Here is an 18,275-nt window from a genome sequence, read left to right as displayed (position 1 = left end):
ACGGCCACGGGGGCGACCGATCCTGTCGAAGGGGTCTGTCAGGGGTATGCGTTAACCGATGACCCTGCTCGCCCCCATCCCGTTCGACCCTGGCATGGACCCCGCGTCCATCCCCTCCCTGCCCCATAACCTGGAGGCCGAGCAGGCGCTTCTGGGCGCGTTGATGTTCGACAATGCGGTGTTCGAGCGCCTGTCGGACCGACTGCGCGGTTCGCATTTCTACGAGCCGTTCCACCAAAGGCTCTATGACGCCATCGAGGATCACATCCGTCAGGGCCTTCTGGCCGAGCCGACCATCCTGATGGAACGGTTCAAGCAGGATCCGGCGTTCCAGGAGTTCGGCGGCCTGCGCTATCTGGCCGATCTGGTCGACCGCGCCCCGCCGGCGGCCAACGCCCCGGACTATGCGCGGGTGGTCTATGACCTGGCCCTGCGCCGCGACCTGATCCGCATCGGCGGCGAGATCATCAAGGACGCGCCGGACCCGGAAACCCCGGCCCTGGACAAGATCGAACAGGCCGAACAGTCGCTCTACACCCTGGCCGAGACGGGCCAGCCGTCGTCCGGTTTCGTCAGCTTCTCCAACGCCCTGGCCGGCGCCGTCGAAATGGCGGGCGAGGCCTATCAGCGCGACGGCAAGCTGGCGGGCCTGGCCACCTATTTCGACGATCTGGACCAGAAGCTGGGCGGCCTGCACCCGTCGGACCTGCTGATCCTGGCCGGCCGTCCGTCGATGGGCAAGACGGCCCTGGCCACCAACATCGCCTTCAACGTGGCGCGCAACTATCGCTGGGAGCCGGCGCCGGAAGGGCGCAAGACGGTGTCCGGCGGGGTGGTCGCCTTCTATTCGCTGGAAATGAGCGCCGAACAGCTGGCCATGCGTATCCTGGCCGACGCCTCGGGCGTGTCGTCCGACAAGCTGAGGAAGGGCGAGATCGACGCCGCCGACTTCGGCCGCATCCGCGACGCGGCGGTCGAGATCGGCGAAAGCCCCCTGTACATCGACGCAACCGGCGGTCTGTCCATCTCCAAGCTGGCCGCCCGCGCGCGGCGGCTGAAGCGGATGGAGCATGGGCTGGACCTGATCATCGTCGACTATCTGCAACTGGTCACCACCGGCGACGGGAACAGCCAGAAGAACCGGGTGCAGGAGGTCAGCGAGATCACCGGCGGGCTGAAGGCCCTGGCCAAGGAGCTGTCGGTGCCGATCATCGCCCTGTCGCAGCTGTCGCGTCAGGTCGAACAGCGCGACGACAAGCGGCCCCAGCTGTCGGACCTGCGCGAATCCGGCTCGATCGAGCAGGACGCCGACTGCGTGATGTTCGTCTATCGCGAAGCCTATTACCTCAGCCGGGGCGAGCCGCGCGAAGGCACCGAGGAACACCTGAAGTGGCAGCAGGACATGGACGCCGTGCGCGGCACCGCCGAGGTCATCATCGGCAAACAGCGCCACGGCCCCATCGGCAGCGTCAAGATGTCTTTCCACGACGACACGGTGCGTTTCGGCAACCTGGCGCGCGACGGGCGGTACGACAGCTACGGGAGCGATTGACGCTTTCGCATCCCTTCGCACTTGCGGCATAGTGGGCGGGCATGGCCCCTCCCCCCGCCCGCCTCACCGTCGATCTGGCCGCCCTGGCCCGCAACTACCACACCCTCGGCGCCGTCTCCGGGGCGCCGGTGCATCCGGTGGTCAAGGCCGACAGCTATGGCCTGGGGGCCGCGGCCGTCGCCCGCCGCCTGATGGCCGAGGGCGCCCGCACCTTCTTCGTCGCCCGGGCGGGGGAAGGCGCCGCCCTGCGTTCGGCCCTGGGGCCTGAGCCGACCGTCTATGTGCTGGACGGCTGCATCGCCGACACCGCCGCCGAACTGAGGGCGGCGGACCTGCGTCCGATCCTGAACGGCGCGGTCCAGATGTCCGACTGGCTGGATTCGGGCGGGGGCCCCTGCGGGCTGCAGATCGACACCGGCATGAACCGGCTGGGCTTCCGACCCGAGGCGGCGCCGGCGCCGTTCGACGGCCTGGCCCTAGTGCTCAGCCACCTGGCCTGCGCCGACGATCCGTCCCAGCCGATGAACCGGATCCAGCGCGACGCCTTCGCCGCCATCGCGATGCGGTATCCGGGCGCGACCCGGTCCTTCGCCAGCTCGGGCGGCTGCTTCCTGGGGCCGGATTTCGGCTTCGACGCGGTGCGGCCCGGCATCTGTCTCTACGGCGGCGGGCCCGAAGGGCGGCCCGATCCGCGCATCGCCCCGGTGGCGACCCTGACGGCTGACGTGCTGCAACTGCGCGACGTGCCCGCGGGCGAGAGCGTGGGCTATTCGCGCGGCTTCACGGCCCCGACGCCCCGGCGCATCGCCACGATCGCGGCCGGTTATGCGGACGGCGTCCTGCGCGCCTATGCCGGCGGCGGGCAGGGCCAGGTCTGGATCGGGGGGGCGCTTCGTCCCCTCGTGGGCCGGGTGTCGATGGACGTCTGCGCCGTGGACGTCACCGGCCTGGATGTCGCCGTCGGCGATGCGGCCGAACTGTTCGGGCCGCACCGCCGGCTGGATGACGCCGCATCGGCGGCGGGAACCATCGCCTATGAACTGCTGACCGCCGTCGGCGGCCGCGCCCAGAGGGTCTACATCAGCTGAAGGCCGCCATGCCGACGCCGGCCACGCCCACCGCGGTACCGAACGCCAGGGCCGCGGTGACCGCGCCGATGATCATGCCGATCACCACCATGATGACGATGTAGATGACGATCGAAACGGCCGTGAAGGCGATCGCCTTGTCCTTGGGCGTCGCCAGCACCTGCTGCAGTCCGGTGTAGAGCAGATAGATCCCATACAGGCCCGCCAGCAGGGCCAGAAGCCCGCCGACAACCGGGATCAGGCTCAGCACCCCGCCGACCCATCCGGCCGTGGCCGAATAGACCGCGACCTTCATCGCCTGGACCCGATCCTTGGTGGAATCGAAACCGCCGGCCAGGGCCTCGATGATCAGGCCGAACACGAAGACTCCGGCCAGGCCCAGGACATAGCCCATGACCGCCCCTATCAGGGCCGCCGGACCCAGCAGGCCGAAGCCGAAGCCGGCCGTCCACAGCGCCGTGGCCAGCAGGCCGCACACGGCCGGGATCAGGGCCAGGATACAGGCATAGCCGGTGAACAGCGACTGCACCGTCGCCGGCTCGTCCCGGATCACCGTCCATTCGGGCGTCGGGCGCATCAGGATGTTCTGCACGCGCGTCACAAGCGTCGAGCGGCTGGGCTGAGGCGTAAGGGTCATTTGAGAAGGCCTTTCGTCTGATAGGCGACTATGGCCGTGCTTCGACGACCATGGCAATCGCCGAAGCCGCAGGGCGTCAAGATCGGACGCAGGCCCTCCGGCGCCCCCTGCCGCGCCACGGGCGACTCCTGTAAGCCTCCACCCATGGCCAAGGACTCCGCGATCTATGTCTGCCAGTCCTGCGGGGCGGTGCACGGCAAATGGGCCGGGCAATGCGGCGCCTGCGGCCAGTGGAACTGTATCGTCGAAGAGACCCGCAGCGCCCCGCCCGGCGCCCTGAAACCCGCCGCCACCCGCCGGTCGCACGGCCTGAGCTTCGAGACCCTCCAGTCCGAAAACCCCGAGCCGCCCCGCCTGGTCACCGGCGTGGCCGAGTTCGACCGGGTGTGCGGTGGGGGCGTGGTGCCCGGATCGGCCATCCTGCTGTCGGGCGACCCCGGCGTCGGCAAGTCGACCCTGCTGCTGGAGGTCTGCGCCCGCGCGGCCCTGGCCGGGCGCCGGGTGGCCTATATCTCGGGCGAGGAGGCCATCGAACAGATCCGCAGCCGCGCGCGCCGCATGGGGCTGGACCAGGCGCCGGTCGAACTGGCCAGCGCCACGGCCCTGCGCGAAATCCTGTCGACGCTGAAGCGCGAGCGGTTCGACATCGTGGTCATCGATTCGATCCAGACCCTGTGGAGCGACGTGCACGAGGCAGGCCCCGGCTCCATCGTCCAGGTGCGGGCCTGCGCCGCCGAAATGGTGCGCCTGGCCAAGGCGGGCGGGCCAGCCGTGATCCTGGTCGGCCATGTCACCAAGGACGGCCAGGTCGCCGGGCCGCGCGTGGTCGAACATATGGTCGACGCCGTCATGACCTTCGAGGGCGAGCGCGGCTATCCGTTCCGCATCCTGCGCGCGGGCAAGAACCGTTTTGGCGCGACCGACGAGATCGGGGTGTTCGAGATGGGCGACGCGGGCCTGCGCGAGGTCGCCAATCCGTCCGCCCTCTTCCTGGGCGAGGGCAAGGAGCGCGCGCCGGGCGCCGCCGTCTTCGCCGGGATCGAGGGCTCGCGGCCCGTGCTGGTCGAGATCCAGGCCCTGGTGGCGCCCAGCGCATACGGCACGCCACGCCGGGCGGTCGTCGGCTGGGATTCCGGGCGTCTGGCCATGGTTCTGGCGGTGCTGGAGGCGCGCTGCGGCCTGGGGTTCGGGGACCGGGATGTCTATCTGAACGTGGCGGGCGGCCTGCGGGTCAACGAACCGGCCGCCGACCTGGCCGCCGCCGCCGCCCTGATTTCATCCGCCACCGACATGCCCCTGCCGCAGGGCTGCGTCGTCTTCGGCGAGATCGGCCTGTCGGGCGAGGTGCGGGCCGTCGGCCGGGCCGAGGCGCGGTTGCGTGAGGCGATGAAACTGGGCTTCGACCAGGCCCTGGCCCCGCCCCTGAACGGCAAGGCGGGCGCCGCCAGGGTCACCGCCGTCACCCGCCTGTCCGAAGCCGTCGAAAGAATCTCCGAAAGCCGCTATTGATCGAACATGGATCAGGCGATCACCCTCACCTCGCCCTTCCCCCTTGACGGGGGAAGGTGGCTCGCGGAGCGAGACGGATGGGGGTGCTGTCTGCCGCTCGCTCATCGTCGGACATCGAGCGGAACGCACGAGCCCCCCCATCCGCGCGGCTTCGCCGCCCACCTTCCCCCGCAGGGGGGGAAGGACTTCCAATGACCGGCTATGACGCCCTGGCGGTCATCCTGATCCTGGCCTCGGCCGCCGCCGGCTGGGTGCGCGGCGGGGTGCGCGAGGTCATCACCCTGCTCAGTTTCGTCCTGGCGGCCTTCGTCGCCCTGATCGCCCTGCCGCTGACGGCGCCGATCGGGCGGGCGCTGATCGATCCGGACTGGGCGGGGTCCATCGTGGCGGCGGTGGTCAGCTTCCTGGCCCTCTACTGGGGCGTGCGCCTGTTCGGGTCGCGCCTGTCGAAACAGGCCCAGGCCCATCCGCATCTCAGCGGGGTGGACCACCTGTTCGGCGTGGTCGTGGGCGCGGGTCGGGCCCTGGTCCTGCTGGGCGCCATCCATCTGGTCGTGGTCGCCGCCCTGCCGGGCGAAAAGACGCCCCGCTGGCTCAGCGAGGCGCGGCTCTACAAGCTCAGCGCCGGCTCGGCCCGACTGATCCAGATCATCCTGCCGGGCATCGGCCGGGGCATGGATGCGGTCTCGCCCGTGGTGGCTTCGTCCGCTCGCGAAGGGTTTTCGGGCGACCGGGCCTTGCCCCCGCCCCAATCGGGGACTAACTCGCGGCCATCCTGATTTCCGCCCGGCCAGCCGGAGACGCCGTCGATGATCCACCACATCGCCGACCCCGTCGTGCATCGCCCGCATGAGCGCGAGGCCGACGACGACCGTCCCCGCCTGGAATGCGGCGTCTGCGGCGTTTGGGGGGCGGAAGGGGACGAGGCCTCCTCCATCGTCGCCCTGGGCCTGCACGCGCTCCAGCATCGCGGCCAGGAAGCCTGCGGCATAGCCAGCGTCGGCGATGACCGCTTCCACACCGAACGCCACATGGGCCTTGTGGGCGAGGCCTTCGGCGGCGCCGACCTGTCCAAACGCATGCCGGGCCAGGCGGCGGTGGGCCATACCCGCTATTCCACCGCCGGCGGCAGCTTCCTGCGCAACATCCAGCCGATGTTCGCCGACCTGGACACCGGCGGCATCGCCATCGCCCACAACGGCAATCTGACCAATTTCAAATACCTGCGGAATCGACTGGTCTCGGAAGGCGCGATCTTCCAGTCGACGTCGGACTCCGAGGTCATCCTTCACCTGATCGCCCGCAGCCGTAAGGCGCGCATCGTCGACCGCTTCATCGACGCCCTGGGCCAGATCGAGGGCGGCTACGCTCTGGTGGCCCAGACGACCAAGAAGATGATCGGCGCCCGCGATCCCCTGGGCATCCGCCCTCTGGTCCTGGGCAGGGTGGGCGAGGCCTGGGTCCTGGCGTCCGAGACCTGCGCCCTGGACATGATCGGGGCCGACTTCGTGCGCGACGTCGAGCACGGCGAGGTGGTGGTGATCGACGAGGACGGCCTGACCTCGCTCAAGCCCTTCCCGGCCCGGCCCGCCCGGCCCTGCCTGTTCGAATACGTCTATTTCTCGCGCCCGGATTCCTTCCTCGACGGCCGCTCGGTCTATGAGGTGCGCAAAGCCATGGGCGCCGCCCTGGCGCGCGAACATGCGGTTCAGGCCGACATCGTCGTGCCCGTGCCCGATTCGGGCGTCCCGGCGGCCCTCGGCTACGCCCAGGAAAGCGGCATCCCCTACGAGATGGGCATCATCCGCAGCCACTATCTGGGCCGCACCTTCATCCAGCCCAGCCAGGGCGCCCGGCAGAAGGGCGTGCGCATGAAGCACAGCCCCAACAAGGCCGCCCTGGCGGGCAAGCGGGTGGTCCTGATCGACGATTCCATCGTGCGCGGCACCACTTCGGTGAAACTGGTGCGCGCCGTCCGCGCCGCGGGCGCCGCCGAGGTTCACCTGCGCTCGGCCAGCCCGCCGATCCTCTATCCCGACTTCTACGGCATCGACATGCCTGAGCGGGAACAGCTGATCGCCGCCCAGAAGTCTCTGGAAGAGATGCGCCAGCATCTGGAGGTCGACACCCTGGGCTTCCTGTCGGTCGATGGCCTGTATCGGGCGCTGGGCGAGGACGGCCGCAACGACGCCGCGCCCCAGTTCACCGATCACTATTTCACCGGCGACTATCCGACCCGCCTGCTGGACCGCGAAATCGAGGAGGGCGGGCGCGACGCCTCGGGTCGGCAACTTTCCCTCTTGGTGAGCGCTTAAGCCGGCATGATCCAGCTCGGCTATTTCACCCTCGACACCCTCGACATCGCCAAGGCTAAGGCCTTCTACGGCGCCCTGTTCGGCTGGACCTTCGACGAAGGCGCCGGCCACGCCAGCTACGCCGATGTGGCCAACAGCGATCCGGCCTTCGGCTTCACCAAGGTCGAGCGGATTTCCAGCGCCGCCAGCCTCTATTTCCGCGTCGATGACATCGCCGCCATGTGCGCCCGGGTGACCGAGCTGGGCGGCAAGGCCGCCGTGCCGTCGCAAAGCCCCTCGGGCCTGTCCGCCGTCGTCTGCGACGATCAGGGCCTCAGCTTCAGCCTGTGGCAACCGGCCGCCGGCTACTGACTTCCGCGGCCGGCCGCGCTATCAGCGCGCCATGACGGACCTGCCTCTGAAAGACCGTATCGCCCTGGTCGTCGGCGCCTCGCGCGGCATCGGCTATGAGAGCGCCCTGGCCCTGGCGAAAGCGGGCGCCCATGTCGTCGCCGCCGCGCGCACACAGGGCGGGCTGGAAGAGCTGGACGACGCCATCTTCGCCGCCACCGGCAAGCACGCCACCTTGATCCCCTTCGACCTGGTGGACGGCGGGGCCATAGACCGGCTGGGCGGCGCCCTGTTCGAACGGTTCGGGCGGCTGGACATCTGGGTCCAGGCCTCGGCCACCATGGGCGCGGCGGGGCTGACGCCCGTGGCCCATGCCGAACCGCGCGACTTCGCCCGGGTGGAGAAGGTCAATTTCACCGGCGTCTATCGTCTGATCCGCAGCCTGGAGCCGCTGTTGCGCGCCTCGGACGCCGGGCGGGTCGTGCACCTGACCACCAGCGTGGCCACCGCCCCCCGCGCCTTCTGGGGCGCATACGCCGCGACCAAGGCCGGGGCCGAGGCCCTGATGAAGACCTGGGCCGACGAGATCGAGAGCACCCCCATCCGCGTCTGCGTCGTCGATCCCGGCCGCCTGCGCACCCAGCTGCGGGCCCAGGCGTTTCCCGGCGAAGACCCGATGGATCTTGACCCGCCTTCGGCCATCGCCCCCCTGATCGTCGAACTGGCCCGCGGCGACCTGACGCCGCCGCTGACGGTGAAGTTCAAGGACTGGAAGGCCGGGCCGACGGCGGCGGCGCTGGTCTAGGCAGACTTTCGTCATTCCGGGCGAAGGCGCGAACGCGCCGCAGACCCGGAACCTAGCGGCGCCGCGACGGCGGCGAAACACCGGCGCTTCTGACAGGTTCGCGCTATCGCGCGCCGCTAGGTTCCGGGTCTACGCTGCGCTGCGCCCGGAATGACGAAAGAAGGGTGATGACGTCTTCTACCGCTTCTTCGGCCCGGCCTTCTGACCAGTCCGTACTCGCCCTGAGCGCGACACCTGCCGCGCCCCGCCCCTCGCGCCCTTCTGGATGGCCACACTGGACCCCGCCTTCTTCGAGGCGCTGGCCTTCAGTCCGCCCAGGACCTTGGGCTTGGCGACGCGAGCCTTCTTCTGCTCCAGCGCCTTGCCGGGCAGTTTGGACAGGGCTTCTTCCTTCTCGGCCTTCTTGACGCGGCGCGGGGCGGTCTTGGCCTCGCCCTTGAACCGTTCCGGCCCCGACTTGGCCCCGCCCTCGGCATAGGGGTTGGGTCCGCCCGACTTGACGGTCAGGCGGATCGGCGTGCCTGGAAGCTCAAAACTCTCGCGCAGGCTGTTGATCAGATAGCGCTTATAGTGGTCCGGCATGGACTCGGCGCGGCTGGCCATCATGACGAAGGTCGGCGGCCGGCCCTTGGTCTGGGCGATGTATTTGGGCTTGATCCGCTTGCCGTCCACGGCGGGCGGCGGGTGGCGCTGGACGGCCATGGCCAGCCAGGTGTTCAGATCCTTGGTCTTCACCTTGACCGACCAGGTGTCATAGGCCTGGATCACCGCGGGCATCAGACGTTCGACGCCGCGCCCGCTGTGCGACGACAGGGCCACGAAGGGCGAGCCGCGCAGTTGCGGCAGCTTGTCCTCGGCCGTGCGCTTCAGCTCGGCCAGCCGTTTCTGAGGCTCCTCCTCCAGGTCCCATTTGGCCGCCACATAGACCAGGGCGCGCCCTTCGCGCTCGACCAGGTCGGCCAGCTGCAGGTCCTGGGTGTCGAAGGCGTCGTCCTTGTCCATGACCAGGATCACCACCTCGGCGAAGGTTATGGCGCGGATGGTGTCGGCGACCGACAGCTTCTCCAGCTTTTCCTGAACCCGGGCCTTGCGGCGCATGCCGGCGGTGTCGACCAGACGGATGTTGCGGTCTTCCCATACCCAGTCGACCGAGATGGAATCGCGCGTGATCCCCGCCTCCGGCCCGGTCAGAAGGCGGTCTTCGCCGATCAGCCGGTTGATCAGGGTGGACTTGCCCGCGTTCGGGCGGCCGATGACGGCGATGCGGATCGGCTTGTCCGGTTCGTCCTCTTCCTCGACGAAGATGTCCGCCGAGGCCGCGACGATGGCGGCGTACAGATCGGCCATGCCCTCGCCATGCTCGGCGGAAATGGCCACTGGCTCGCCAAAGCCCAGGGCATAGGCCTCGCCGATGCCGCCGCCGCTTTCACGGCTCTCGGACTTGTTGGCCAGCATGACCACCGGCTTGTGCTGATGACGCAGGCGGTCGGCGAAGATGCGGTCCAGAGAGGTCACCCCCTCACGCGCATCCATCATGAACAGGATCAGGTCCGCGTCCTCGATCGCCGCCTCGGTCTGCTCGCGCATCCGGGCTTCCAGGCTCTCGTCGGTGACGTCCTCATAGCCCGCCGTGTCGATCAGGGTCAGGTCCAGGTCGCCGATGACCCCGGCGGCGTATCGCCGGTCGCGCGTCACCCCCGGCCGGTCGTCGACCAGCGCCAGCCGTTTTCCCACCAGCCGGTTGAACAGGGTCGACTTGCCCACATTGGGGCGGCCGACGATGGCGACCTTCAATGCCATGACGCCAGCCTATAGGCCGATCAGCGGACGCTGACCAACTGTCCCTTGTCCGTCAGCACATACAGGGCGCCGTCATAGGCCGACGGCGCGATGAAGGCCGGGGCGCCCAGGTTCAGCGTCGCCTCGACCTCGCCCGTCTTGGGATTCAGGCCCAGCATCTCGCCGTCCGAATTGACCAGCACCAGACGGTTGGAGGCCAGGACCGGCCCGGTCCAATAGGGGCGCACCATCTTGTCGAAGAAGCCCAGGAAGCCGCCTTCCTTGCGGATCCGGCCCTCGTTCAGATTACGCGTCCAATAGACCTGGCCGGTGTCGCGGTTGACCACGGTCAGTTCGCCGTCCTTGGACATGACATAGACCACGTCCCCGACCGGCAGGGGGGCGTTGACCCCCGCGACCGGCAACTGCCAGCGCGGCTGGCCCGAACGGATGTCCATGGCCGACAGCACGCCCGAGTGGCTGACGGCATAGACCATGCCCCGGCTGACCACCGGCCGGCCGGCGATGTCGCGCATCTCCGAAAGGGCGCTCGTGCGGCTGGTGCGGCTCAGCACCTGCTGCCACACCGGCTGGCCGTTGTTGCTGCGCAGGGCCACGACCTCGCCCGACGAGAAGGGGGCGATCACCGTGTCGCCGGTCACCGCCGGACTGACCGCGCGCATGATCCGCGCCGGCTCGACAATGCCGCGATAGGTCCAGTCCTGCTCGCCCGTCTCGGTGTTGAAGGCGATCATCTGGTTGTCGACGTCGATGACGAAGACCCGGTTCCCGGCCACCGTCGGCGCGCCGTGGATGGGAGCCTCGACCGCCTTGGACCAGACCACGGCGCCGGTCGCCACGTTCAGGGCCGCCACCACACGATAGCCGGACGTGACGAACAGCTTGTCGCCGCCCACCGCCAGGCCGCCGCCGAAGCCGCCCGACAGGGCGCCTCCGCCGACGCTGATCAGCGGCAGACCCAGGACGCCCGAGCCGGGCTCATGCCCCTCGGGCTTCAGATTGACCTTCCAGGCCACCGCCCCGGTGGAGGGATCGACCGCCGAAACCGTCGATTCGCCGTCCATCACGAAGACGCGGCCGTTGGCGGCCACGACCGGCGCCATCACCTGGCGCGAACCGCCCGAGCCGACGCCGATGTTGCGGGTCCAGGCGATGGTGAAATTGGGCGCCGCGATCACATGGTCCAGGGCGTTCTCGGCGTTGCGGCCCGGCTGGGTCCAGGCCGTGGCCGCCTGGGGCCCCGGAATGAAGAAGTCGCGCCCCGACAGGGCCGCCGAGGGCGCCAGCCGCTGCTCGAAATCCAGCACCGATATCCGTTCGCCTTCCGAGGCGACGGCGCGCGGCTCCTCGACCCGGCCCAGGTTGAACGGCAGGGCGCGGCGAACGGTGGTGCAGCCGGCCGCCGATACGGCCAGGGCGCAGATGACGGCGACTTTCAGGACGCGGGACATGGACGGTCTTTCGCTGTCGATCCGAACGGCATCAGGGGGCGGGCGTCGCCGCCGGGGCGGCGGTCGGCGCGGGCGGGGCGGCGGGCGCAGGCACGGCGGCCATGGCGTCGATCACCCGAGGCAGGGCCGCGGCCACGCCGGAATCGATGGCGTCGACGGCCGCCTGGGCGCGCTGGCGCACCTGGTCAGAGACGTCCTGGCCCAGTTGCAGTTGCACGAAGGTCGACCGCGCCGCCTGGGTCTGACCCATCTGCAGCTGGGCCATGGCCAGGGCCTCCTGGGCGAAGGCGCGCAAGGGGCGGCCTTCCTTGGCCAGGGGCTCCAGACGCTTCTGCAGGTCGGCGAACTGGGCGTCGGTCATCTTGCCCTCCATCACCAGGAAGGCGGCCTTCAGGGCGGCCTGGTCGGACAGCAGCGGGTCGCGCGAGGCCTTGGCGGCCTCGTCCAGATAGCCGATCGCCTCGGTCTTGTTGTTGCGTTGAAGCGCGATCTCGGCGCGCTGCGACAGGGCCAGGACGCGATAGGCGCCGCCGCCGGACGCGGCCTCGGTGAAGGCGGTGTCGGCGCCGGCCAGATTATTGCCCTGCAGCGCTTCCAGGCCGCGATCATAGGCGGTCGAGGCCTTGTCGGCGCGCGCGGTCTGCCAGCTGTCCCAGCCCCACCAGGCCAGGGCCGCCACCAGGGCCAGCGTCAGCAGGCCGCCGACGATCGGCAGCCAGGTGCGCGCCAGGCGCCGATAGCGTTCGGAACGAAGGTCTTCCTCGACCTGTTCGAAGACATCAACCACGGAATATCGCCCCAAAAACTCGCAGATTGCAGACCGGCGCGACCCTAGAGGCTCGCAACCGCCGCCGCAACGCGGACGACTGCGGCCGGACCGGCTTTTTCGTCACCTAGGTCGGGACTTCGGCAGGAAAACGGCGCGCCCGCATATCGGCGGCGCAAGTCCGATGCCGACTCTAGGCCTCCTGGGACAGTTTCACCGCCGCCGCGGCCGTCAGCGCGACCAGCGCCGCCGCCGTGATCCAGAACAGCTGCATCGCACCCAGCGACCCCAGGCTGATCCCGGCCAGGCCCAGCCGATCCAGGGTCGACTGAACATCCGACTGGGCCGCAGCCAGGGCCGCCTGCGATCCCTGGCCCAGCGCCCGGCCGGTCAGCAGGGCCTCGGCATGCTCCAGGTTGACGCTCAGGGTCTCGCGCACGGCCACCGCTCCGCCGGCCAGCCCGGCCAGGGCCAGGACCACGCCCCGGATGCGCGATCGCGAAGCCAGACGGGTCTCCACCTCGACGGCGAACAGGTCGGCGTCGGCCATCCGGGGCGCCTGGGCGAACAGGCGTTCGATGGCGGGATCGAATTCGTCAGCCGACATGGGCGACCCTCCCGGACGCAGCTTCCGGCTGAAGCCGGGCGCGGAGTTTATCCAGACCACGTTTGACATGGGACTTCACCGTTCCGAGCGGCAAATTCATGGCGGCGGCGATCTCCGGATGGGACAGTCCGGCGCCGTGGCACAGGGAGACGCAGAGCCGCTCGGGTTCGCTCAGCGCCTTCAGCGCCTGATCCAGGTCCATATGGCCGACGGAATCGACCGCGGGCGCGGCCTCCTCAACCTCGCTCTGGGCCGTATAGCGCGCCTCCTTGGCCCGCCGTTTCAGGTAGAGCCGGGCGGCGATCCGCTTGACCCAGCCGGCGAAAGGCCCATCGCCGCGGAACTCGGCCGACTTCTCGAACGCCTGCAGAAAGGCGTCCTGGGCCACGTCGTCGGCCAGGGCCGGCTCGGCGCCCATGCGGCGCAACAGGCCCCGCACGGCCGAGCCGTGACGCCGCACCAGCTCGCCGAACTCGCGCCGGCCGCCGGCCGCCGCCAGGGCGGCCAGCTCGACATCGTGCAGGTCCCTCAGGGACGGAGACATCGGTCGATACTCCCGCCCTCCCGCCTCAGGCCTTGTCCTGGTTGAAGACGCTCAGGATCAGATAGGCCGCGCCCACCGTCGCGGGAATGCAGGCCAGGCCCAGCAGGCCGGTGTCCACCCCGTCGCTCCAGCCGAAATCGCTGACCAGGGAGAACAGGGCGATGCCGGCGCCGCTGGCCAGCCAGATGATCCCCCGCCGGATGTCGCGGGTGCGCGACGGCAGGTTGCGGGCCGCCTCCTTCGACAGGGCGTCGATGACTTCGGGCGGCAGGGGCTGGCCCTTGTCGATAGCGGCGCGCACGGTCTTCTGAACATCGCGCTTTTCGCGCGTCCGCAGATAGGCGGGGCCGACGAAGATGGCGGTCAGGCTGCCGAAGATAGCCAGGATGGCGACGATCGGGATGAAGTCTTCCATGAGGGGACGTCCTTAGCTCTGATGGTCTCTCGCCCGGTCACGATGTCCGGGCCTTCTGAAGACAAGAGGCGGCGACCCGCGCCCGCGGATGCGTCCCCGAAGATGAAAAATCGGACAGGAACGGACGTCCGTCCTGTCGCGGGGCGCGTCACCGCCGCACAAACCGCCGCGCCGCGCCCAGGGCGGTCGCCGCCGTCACCGCGCCCAGCACCAGCATGGCCCCCGCCGGCGCCAGGGCCTGGCCCATCGCCGGCCCCAGGCTGCGGCCCAGATCGGCCGCCACCGGCTGCAGCCCCCACAGGGCCGCGCCCGCCGCCACGGCCCACGGCGTCAGGGCCCCGGCCGTGGCCCAGGCCCGTCGCCGCGCGATCCGCTCGGCCACCGCGGCCTCGAACGCCAGGTCGCGCGTGGGCGGAGCCTGATCCGCCAGCCATCGTTCCAGCCTGTCTTCAGCCGTCATCGGAGCCTCCGAGCGCTTCCAGAAGACGCGCGCGTCCTCGCGCAACATGCGACTTCACCGTGCCCAGGGGCAAGCCCAGCGCCTCGGCCGCCTCCGCATGGGACCAGCCGTCGCCCAGGCACAGGGCCACACAGGCCCGCGCATCCGGCGCCAATTGCGCCATGGCGTCGTTCAGGGCCAGCCGCTCGTCGTCGAACCGCCGACCGGTCGTCGCCCGCGTCTCCAGCCAGGCCGCGTCGCGGGCCGCCGACCGGAGGCCGGCGCGGATCCGGTCCTGGGCCCGCCGCCAGGCGATGCCCAGCAGCCAGGCCCGCATCCCGGCCGGGTCCTTCAGCCCCCGCAGATTGCGCCAGGCGGCGAGGAACACCTCCTGGGCCACGTCGTCCGCCTCGGCCCAGCCGCCGCCCAGAACCCGCCGCAGGAACCCCCGCACCGCCGACTGATGGCGCGTCACCAGCCGCGCGAACGCGGCGTCCGAACCGGCCTGGGCCTGCCGAACCCACTGTTCGTCCGGGTCCACGGCCCCGCGCCCCGACTGAACCCGGCCTCAGCCCTTCCGCGCCCGGCCGCGCCGCATCAGGGCCGAGACCAGACAGGCCAGGCACAACGAACCCAGCACGAAGGCGACGATCAGGAAGGCCTGCCCGGCGCCATACATATCGCTCCAGCTGGCGTAGCCAAAGCCGGCGGCCAAAAGGCCGAACAGGACCACCGAGAACCACTGGCCCTCACTGGCCCCATTCCGGTTCGAACGGCCGTTCCAGAACTCGGTCTCGCTGTCGATCGGCCGGTCCAGGACCTTCAGCAGCGCCTCGGGCGGCTCCTGCCCGCGTTCGGCGTAGGTCTTCAGCAGGTTCAGCGTCTCGCGCTGGCGGCGATAGTTCAGGAAACTGCTGAAGGCCCCGACCACGAACCAGGCCATGGGGAACAGCAGCCACCAGTAGGAACGGAACAGGTCTTCCATCGTCTCATCCTCCTGCGCCGCCGCCGTTGCGGGGCGTCTCGTGGTTCAGTCGCCGCCGATGCCCCCGGCGGATGCAGCCGGACGATGATTTTTCCCGGCGCCGCCGATCAGGCCGCGGCCACGGCGCGGGCGGCGCCCGGTTCGGCCGGCCGATCCAGCCGCTCCAGCAGATAGGCCAGGTCGTCGCGCGAGACATTGGGCCTCTGGGTCAGGAAGCGCTGCAGCATCTGCTCGCGGAACACCTCCCCGGTGGTGTCGGCGCCCTCGGCCTGCAGTTCGCGCCAGACGTCCACACCGGCGCGGAAGGCCTGGAACAGGCGCGGCGGCAGGCCCGCTCGGTCATAGATCGCCTTCAGCCCCAGCGGCCCGGCGTCATGCACCATCAGCCAGGCGCGCGAATGCGGCGTTCCGGCCAGTTCGGCCAGCCCATGTTCGACAAAGGTCATCTGCCCCCGCGCCAGGGCGCGCAGCAGCAGAGACGCCGTCAGGGCCTTGCGCGCACTCAGTTGGGCCACGAACCGGGTCAGGTCCGGCGAGGCCGCGGCCTGGTCCACCAGGTCCACCGTCGCCCGCTCGCGCGAGAATTCCGCCAGCCGGATCGCCGCTTCCGGCGCCAGGGCGTGCCGGGTCAGCAGATGCTCGCGCACCGCGTCTGAGGCCAGGGCCACCAGCCGCTCGGTGATCTCCAGCGGCAGGACGCGGCGATAGGCGACGGCCGCCACCACCTCTCCCGAGGCGCCGAACCGATCGACCACCCGGCCCAGGGCGGCCTCGGACAGGTCGGCGTTGTCATTGGCCGCCAGGGTCCGCACCGCCGCCTCGCATCCGACCTCGGCCAGGACATCGGCCACGTCACGGCTGACCCGGGGCCGCGAGGCCACCGCCGCCTGGCGCAGCGGCGCCCCGGCGCGGACGATCTCGATCAGGTCGTCGTCGGTGAAGGCCGGACAGGCCCCGATCAGAGGCAGGGCGATGCTGTCGATGTCCGCCGCCAGCCGCCGCGCCACGTCGCGCGGCACCAGGTCCGAGGCCTTCAGCGTCACCACCAGGGCGCGCCGCACCAGCTCCGCCGCATCCTCGGCCAGGACGCGCAGGATCTTCTGGGCCGCCGCCCGGTCCGCCTCGGTCAGGTCGTCCCGATCCATGCTGCGGCACAGCTTGTGCGCCGCGGCGGCGCGGTCGTCGTCGTCGCCGGCCTTGATCAGGCGGCGGATGTCGGCGTCCGTCAGGCGGGCGCGATAGGCGGTCATGGGCGGCTCTCAGGGCAGAATCGCATTGGCGTCAGCATCATCCCGCCATGCTTAACGGGCGGTTCACCAAACGCGAACCGCGCCAGGGGTCAGACCTGATCGTTTGGCGGCGTGGGTCCGAAGGCGCCGCCGAAGCCGCCCCCCACCCCGCCGCCCTCGCCCGGCTGGCCCAGCAGCAGGGCCAGAAGGCTCTGATCCTGGCGCAGGCGATCCAGCCGCGCCGCCAGACCCTTCTGCGCCTCGGTCAGGCCGGGCGTCTCGGTTCCCTCCCCGGCGCCCGACGCCGGGGCGCCGGCCCCGGCGGTGCGTTGCAGATTGGCGTAGACCTCGGCCACCGTCGCCGGGCGACCCTCGCGATAGAAGATCGGCCGGTTCGCCGCCGCCGCATCGGGGAACAGGCCGGCGGCGCTGGCGCCGGGCCGGGTCGTCACCGCCTGGATCAGCTGCGCCGCCCCCTGCGGCCCCAGGAAATGGGCGGCGTAGAGGTCGCCCGCGCCCGGCTCGCGCCCCGTCCGCCCACGCAGATAGGCCGCGTTCGACGCCGTCAGCTCGGCCGCCATGGTCGAGGCGGCGCGCGGGTCGAAACGCAGGTCCAGCACGACGTTCCGCGCCGATCCCTCGACCCGCCAGCGGCCGTCGCCGCCGCGATGGATCAGGTCGGCGTACTGGCCATAGCCGTGTCGCGCGCCCGAAGCCTTCACCGTGGCCAGCCAGGTCTGTTCGATGAACTGGAACAGCCCCGCCGCCGAGGATGTCCGCGCCTTGGCCTGGGGGTTCAGGGCGCTCTCGCGGCGCGCCGTCCGGACCAGGAAGTCGAAATCCACGCCGGTGACGTCGGCCGCCCGCCGGATGGCGGCCTCAACCCCTGTCGACGATGGAATCGCGCCTACGGTCATCGTGCCGGACGCTGGGCGAACATGGTTAACCAATCCTGAATCGTTAACAGCTGCATTAACGGCTCAGCCGGACACAAACTTGCCGCAAGGTCAGCGCCACCCTCAGCCTTGGCTGTGGGGGCTCCAAGCGGGAGTGACGGCCATGATGATGAAGACCGCGGGCGGACCGGGACTGGTCAGCCCCATCGATTTCGGCGACCGCAGGAAGCCCCTGCCGCGCTGGGCCTGGGTGGCCATCGGCGCCTCGGTCGTGGTGCACGGCGCCGTCGGCGTGGCCCTCTATACCCAGAGGTTCCAGATCGCCGAACCCGCCCCCCTGCCCGACGGCCCGCCTATCGAGGTGTTCATGGCGCCCCGGCCCACGCCGCCCAAGCCGATCGACAATCCGCCGCCTCCGGCGCCCAACCCGCCGATCCACGCCTCGACGCCGGTCTCGACCCCGACCGAGGTGCTGAACGTCCCGCCGGTGGAAACGCCCGGGCCTGTGGTGGGGCCGGTCATCAACCTGACCCATCCGGTTCCGCCTGCTTCGGAAGGCCTGGCCGCGGCCCCGGCCGACCCGGCGCCGATCATGACGGTGATCACCCGGCCCAGCTGGCAGCGCAAGCCGAACGCGGCCCAGTTGATGAACGCCTATCCGAACCGCGCCATGACGGCTGGGGTCGAGGGCGCCGCCACCCTGCAATGCGCGGTGCGGCTGGACGGGACCCTGACCCAGTGCTCGGTGGTCAGTGAATCGCCGGGCGGCTACGGCTTCGGCCGCGCGGCCCTGGGGCTCAGCCGCTATTTCCGCATGAACCCCGGCGCCGTGAACGGGCGTTCGATCGACGGCGCCCGGGTCGATGTCGGGGTCCGCTTCACCCTGCCGGATCGGTGAGACCGACCG

The 18,275-nt window shown here is 70.3% G+C and carries 20 protein-coding genes; 8 read left to right on the top strand and 12 right to left on the bottom strand.

Going from position 1 to position 18,275, the window contains the following annotated elements; all coding sequences use genetic code 11:
* The first annotated feature begins 58 nt into the window (after nucleotides 1–58).
* Both KF910_RS02365 and alr read left to right on the top strand, forming a co-directional pair.
* The gene (locus KF910_RS02365; RefSeq protein WP_416354674.1) at nucleotides 59–1,552 is read left to right on the top strand and encodes a replicative DNA helicase; all 1,494 of its coding nucleotides are present in this window, start codon (nucleotides 59–61) and stop codon (nucleotides 1,550–1,552) included.
* A gap of 41 nt (nucleotides 1,553–1,593) precedes the next feature.
* Complete coding sequence (alr, locus tag KF910_RS02360) at nucleotides 1,594–2,640, top strand: alanine racemase (protein WP_292258610.1); 1,047 nt, start codon at nucleotides 1,594–1,596, stop codon at nucleotides 2,638–2,640.
* Here the strand turns inward: alr and KF910_RS02355 are convergent.
* Nucleotides 2,633–3,277, bottom strand: coding sequence for a Yip1 family protein (locus tag KF910_RS02355; RefSeq protein ID WP_292258609.1), 645 nt, complete (start codon nucleotides 3,275–3,277; stop codon nucleotides 2,633–2,635). The two genes, alr and KF910_RS02355, sit on opposite strands and share 8 nt — an antisense overlap.
* 144 nt (nucleotides 3,278–3,421) lie before the next feature.
* Between KF910_RS02355 and radA the strand changes: the two genes are divergently transcribed.
* From radA to KF910_RS02330, 5 genes are all read left to right on the top strand, one after another.
* Nucleotides 3,422–4,786 (top strand): DNA repair protein RadA, encoded by a 1,365-nt coding sequence (gene radA / locus KF910_RS02350; protein WP_292258608.1) that lies wholly within the window; start codon nucleotides 3,422–3,424, stop codon nucleotides 4,784–4,786.
* Between the two features lie 191 nt (nucleotides 4,787–4,977).
* A complete protein-coding gene (locus tag KF910_RS02345) occupies nucleotides 4,978–5,565 on the top strand; it encodes a CvpA family protein (protein WP_292258607.1) in 588 nt (195 codons plus the stop codon).
* A 30-nt stretch (nucleotides 5,566–5,595) separates the two neighbouring features.
* Complete coding sequence (gene purF, locus KF910_RS02340) at nucleotides 5,596–7,101, top strand: amidophosphoribosyltransferase (protein WP_292258606.1); 1,506 nt, start codon at nucleotides 5,596–5,598, stop codon at nucleotides 7,099–7,101.
* A 6-nt stretch (nucleotides 7,102–7,107) separates the two neighbouring features.
* Nucleotides 7,108–7,452, top strand: a complete 345-nt coding sequence (locus tag KF910_RS02335) for a VOC family protein (RefSeq protein ID WP_292258605.1) — start codon at nucleotides 7,108–7,110, stop codon at nucleotides 7,450–7,452.
* A gap of 31 nt (nucleotides 7,453–7,483) precedes the next feature.
* On the top strand, nucleotides 7,484–8,236 hold the full coding sequence (locus tag KF910_RS02330) for an SDR family NAD(P)-dependent oxidoreductase (protein ID WP_292258604.1): 753 nt from the start codon (nucleotides 7,484–7,486) through the stop codon (nucleotides 8,234–8,236).
* 177 nt (nucleotides 8,237–8,413) lie between these two features.
* Here KF910_RS02330 and der read toward each other — a convergent pair whose 3' ends face one another.
* From der to KF910_RS02275, 11 genes are all read right to left on the bottom strand, one after another.
* The gene (gene der / locus KF910_RS02325) at nucleotides 8,414–10,036 is read right to left on the bottom strand and encodes a ribosome biogenesis GTPase Der (protein WP_292258603.1); all 1,623 of its coding nucleotides are present in this window, start codon (nucleotides 10,034–10,036) and stop codon (nucleotides 8,414–8,416) included.
* A 20-nt stretch (nucleotides 10,037–10,056) separates the two neighbouring features.
* The gene (locus KF910_RS02320) at nucleotides 10,057–11,487 is read right to left on the bottom strand and encodes a PQQ-like beta-propeller repeat protein (RefSeq protein WP_292258602.1); all 1,431 of its coding nucleotides are present in this window, start codon (nucleotides 11,485–11,487) and stop codon (nucleotides 10,057–10,059) included.
* A gap of 31 nt (nucleotides 11,488–11,518) precedes the next feature.
* Nucleotides 11,519–12,274 carry a tetratricopeptide repeat protein gene (locus KF910_RS02315; protein WP_292258601.1) on the bottom strand — a complete coding sequence of 252 codons (756 nt, stop codon included), beginning with the start codon at nucleotides 12,272–12,274 and terminating at the stop codon, nucleotides 11,519–11,521.
* Between the two features lie 172 nt (nucleotides 12,275–12,446).
* Nucleotides 12,447–12,860, bottom strand: coding sequence for a hypothetical protein (locus KF910_RS02310; RefSeq protein ID WP_292258600.1), 414 nt, complete (start codon nucleotides 12,858–12,860; stop codon nucleotides 12,447–12,449).
* The gene (locus KF910_RS02305) at nucleotides 12,850–13,404 is read right to left on the bottom strand and encodes an RNA polymerase sigma factor (protein WP_292258599.1); all 555 of its coding nucleotides are present in this window, start codon (nucleotides 13,402–13,404) and stop codon (nucleotides 12,850–12,852) included. The genes KF910_RS02310 and KF910_RS02305 overlap by 11 nt, the downstream gene beginning before the upstream one ends.
* Before the next feature lie 25 nt (nucleotides 13,405–13,429).
* The gene (locus KF910_RS02300; protein ID WP_292258598.1) at nucleotides 13,430–13,819 is read right to left on the bottom strand and encodes a DUF6249 domain-containing protein; all 390 of its coding nucleotides are present in this window, start codon (nucleotides 13,817–13,819) and stop codon (nucleotides 13,430–13,432) included.
* A 148-nt stretch (nucleotides 13,820–13,967) separates the two neighbouring features.
* Nucleotides 13,968–14,279: a hypothetical protein gene (locus KF910_RS02295; protein ID WP_292258597.1), complete on the bottom strand. Its 312-nt coding sequence runs from the start codon at nucleotides 14,277–14,279 to the stop codon at nucleotides 13,968–13,970.
* On the bottom strand, nucleotides 14,269–14,799 hold the full coding sequence (locus tag KF910_RS02290) for an RNA polymerase sigma factor (protein ID WP_292258596.1): 531 nt from the start codon (nucleotides 14,797–14,799) through the stop codon (nucleotides 14,269–14,271). Before KF910_RS02290 ends, KF910_RS02295 begins: the two co-directional genes overlap by 11 nt.
* A gap of 27 nt (nucleotides 14,800–14,826) precedes the next feature.
* Nucleotides 14,827–15,243 (bottom strand): hypothetical protein, encoded by a 417-nt coding sequence (locus tag KF910_RS02285; protein ID WP_292258595.1) that lies wholly within the window; start codon nucleotides 15,241–15,243, stop codon nucleotides 14,827–14,829.
* Between the two features lie 107 nt (nucleotides 15,244–15,350).
* Nucleotides 15,351–16,493: a DUF2336 domain-containing protein gene (locus KF910_RS02280; protein WP_292258594.1), complete on the bottom strand. Its 1,143-nt coding sequence runs from the start codon at nucleotides 16,491–16,493 to the stop codon at nucleotides 15,351–15,353.
* A gap of 89 nt (nucleotides 16,494–16,582) precedes the next feature.
* On the bottom strand, nucleotides 16,583–17,389 hold the full coding sequence (locus tag KF910_RS02275; RefSeq protein WP_292258593.1) for a transglycosylase SLT domain-containing protein: 807 nt from the start codon (nucleotides 17,387–17,389) through the stop codon (nucleotides 16,583–16,585).
* 142 nt (nucleotides 17,390–17,531) lie between these two features.
* Between KF910_RS02275 and KF910_RS02270 the strand changes: the two genes are divergently transcribed.
* The gene (locus tag KF910_RS02270; protein WP_292258592.1) at nucleotides 17,532–18,266 is read left to right on the top strand and encodes a TonB family protein; all 735 of its coding nucleotides are present in this window, start codon (nucleotides 17,532–17,534) and stop codon (nucleotides 18,264–18,266) included.
* Nucleotides 18,267–18,275: the final 9 nt, after the last annotated feature.

The sequence above is a fragment of the Brevundimonas sp. genome (genome assembly GCF_019636155.1).
In the GTDB taxonomy this organism is placed as follows: Bacteria; Pseudomonadota; Alphaproteobacteria; order Caulobacterales; family Caulobacteraceae; genus Brevundimonas.
This window is presented reverse-complemented; position numbering and strand designations above follow the sequence as displayed.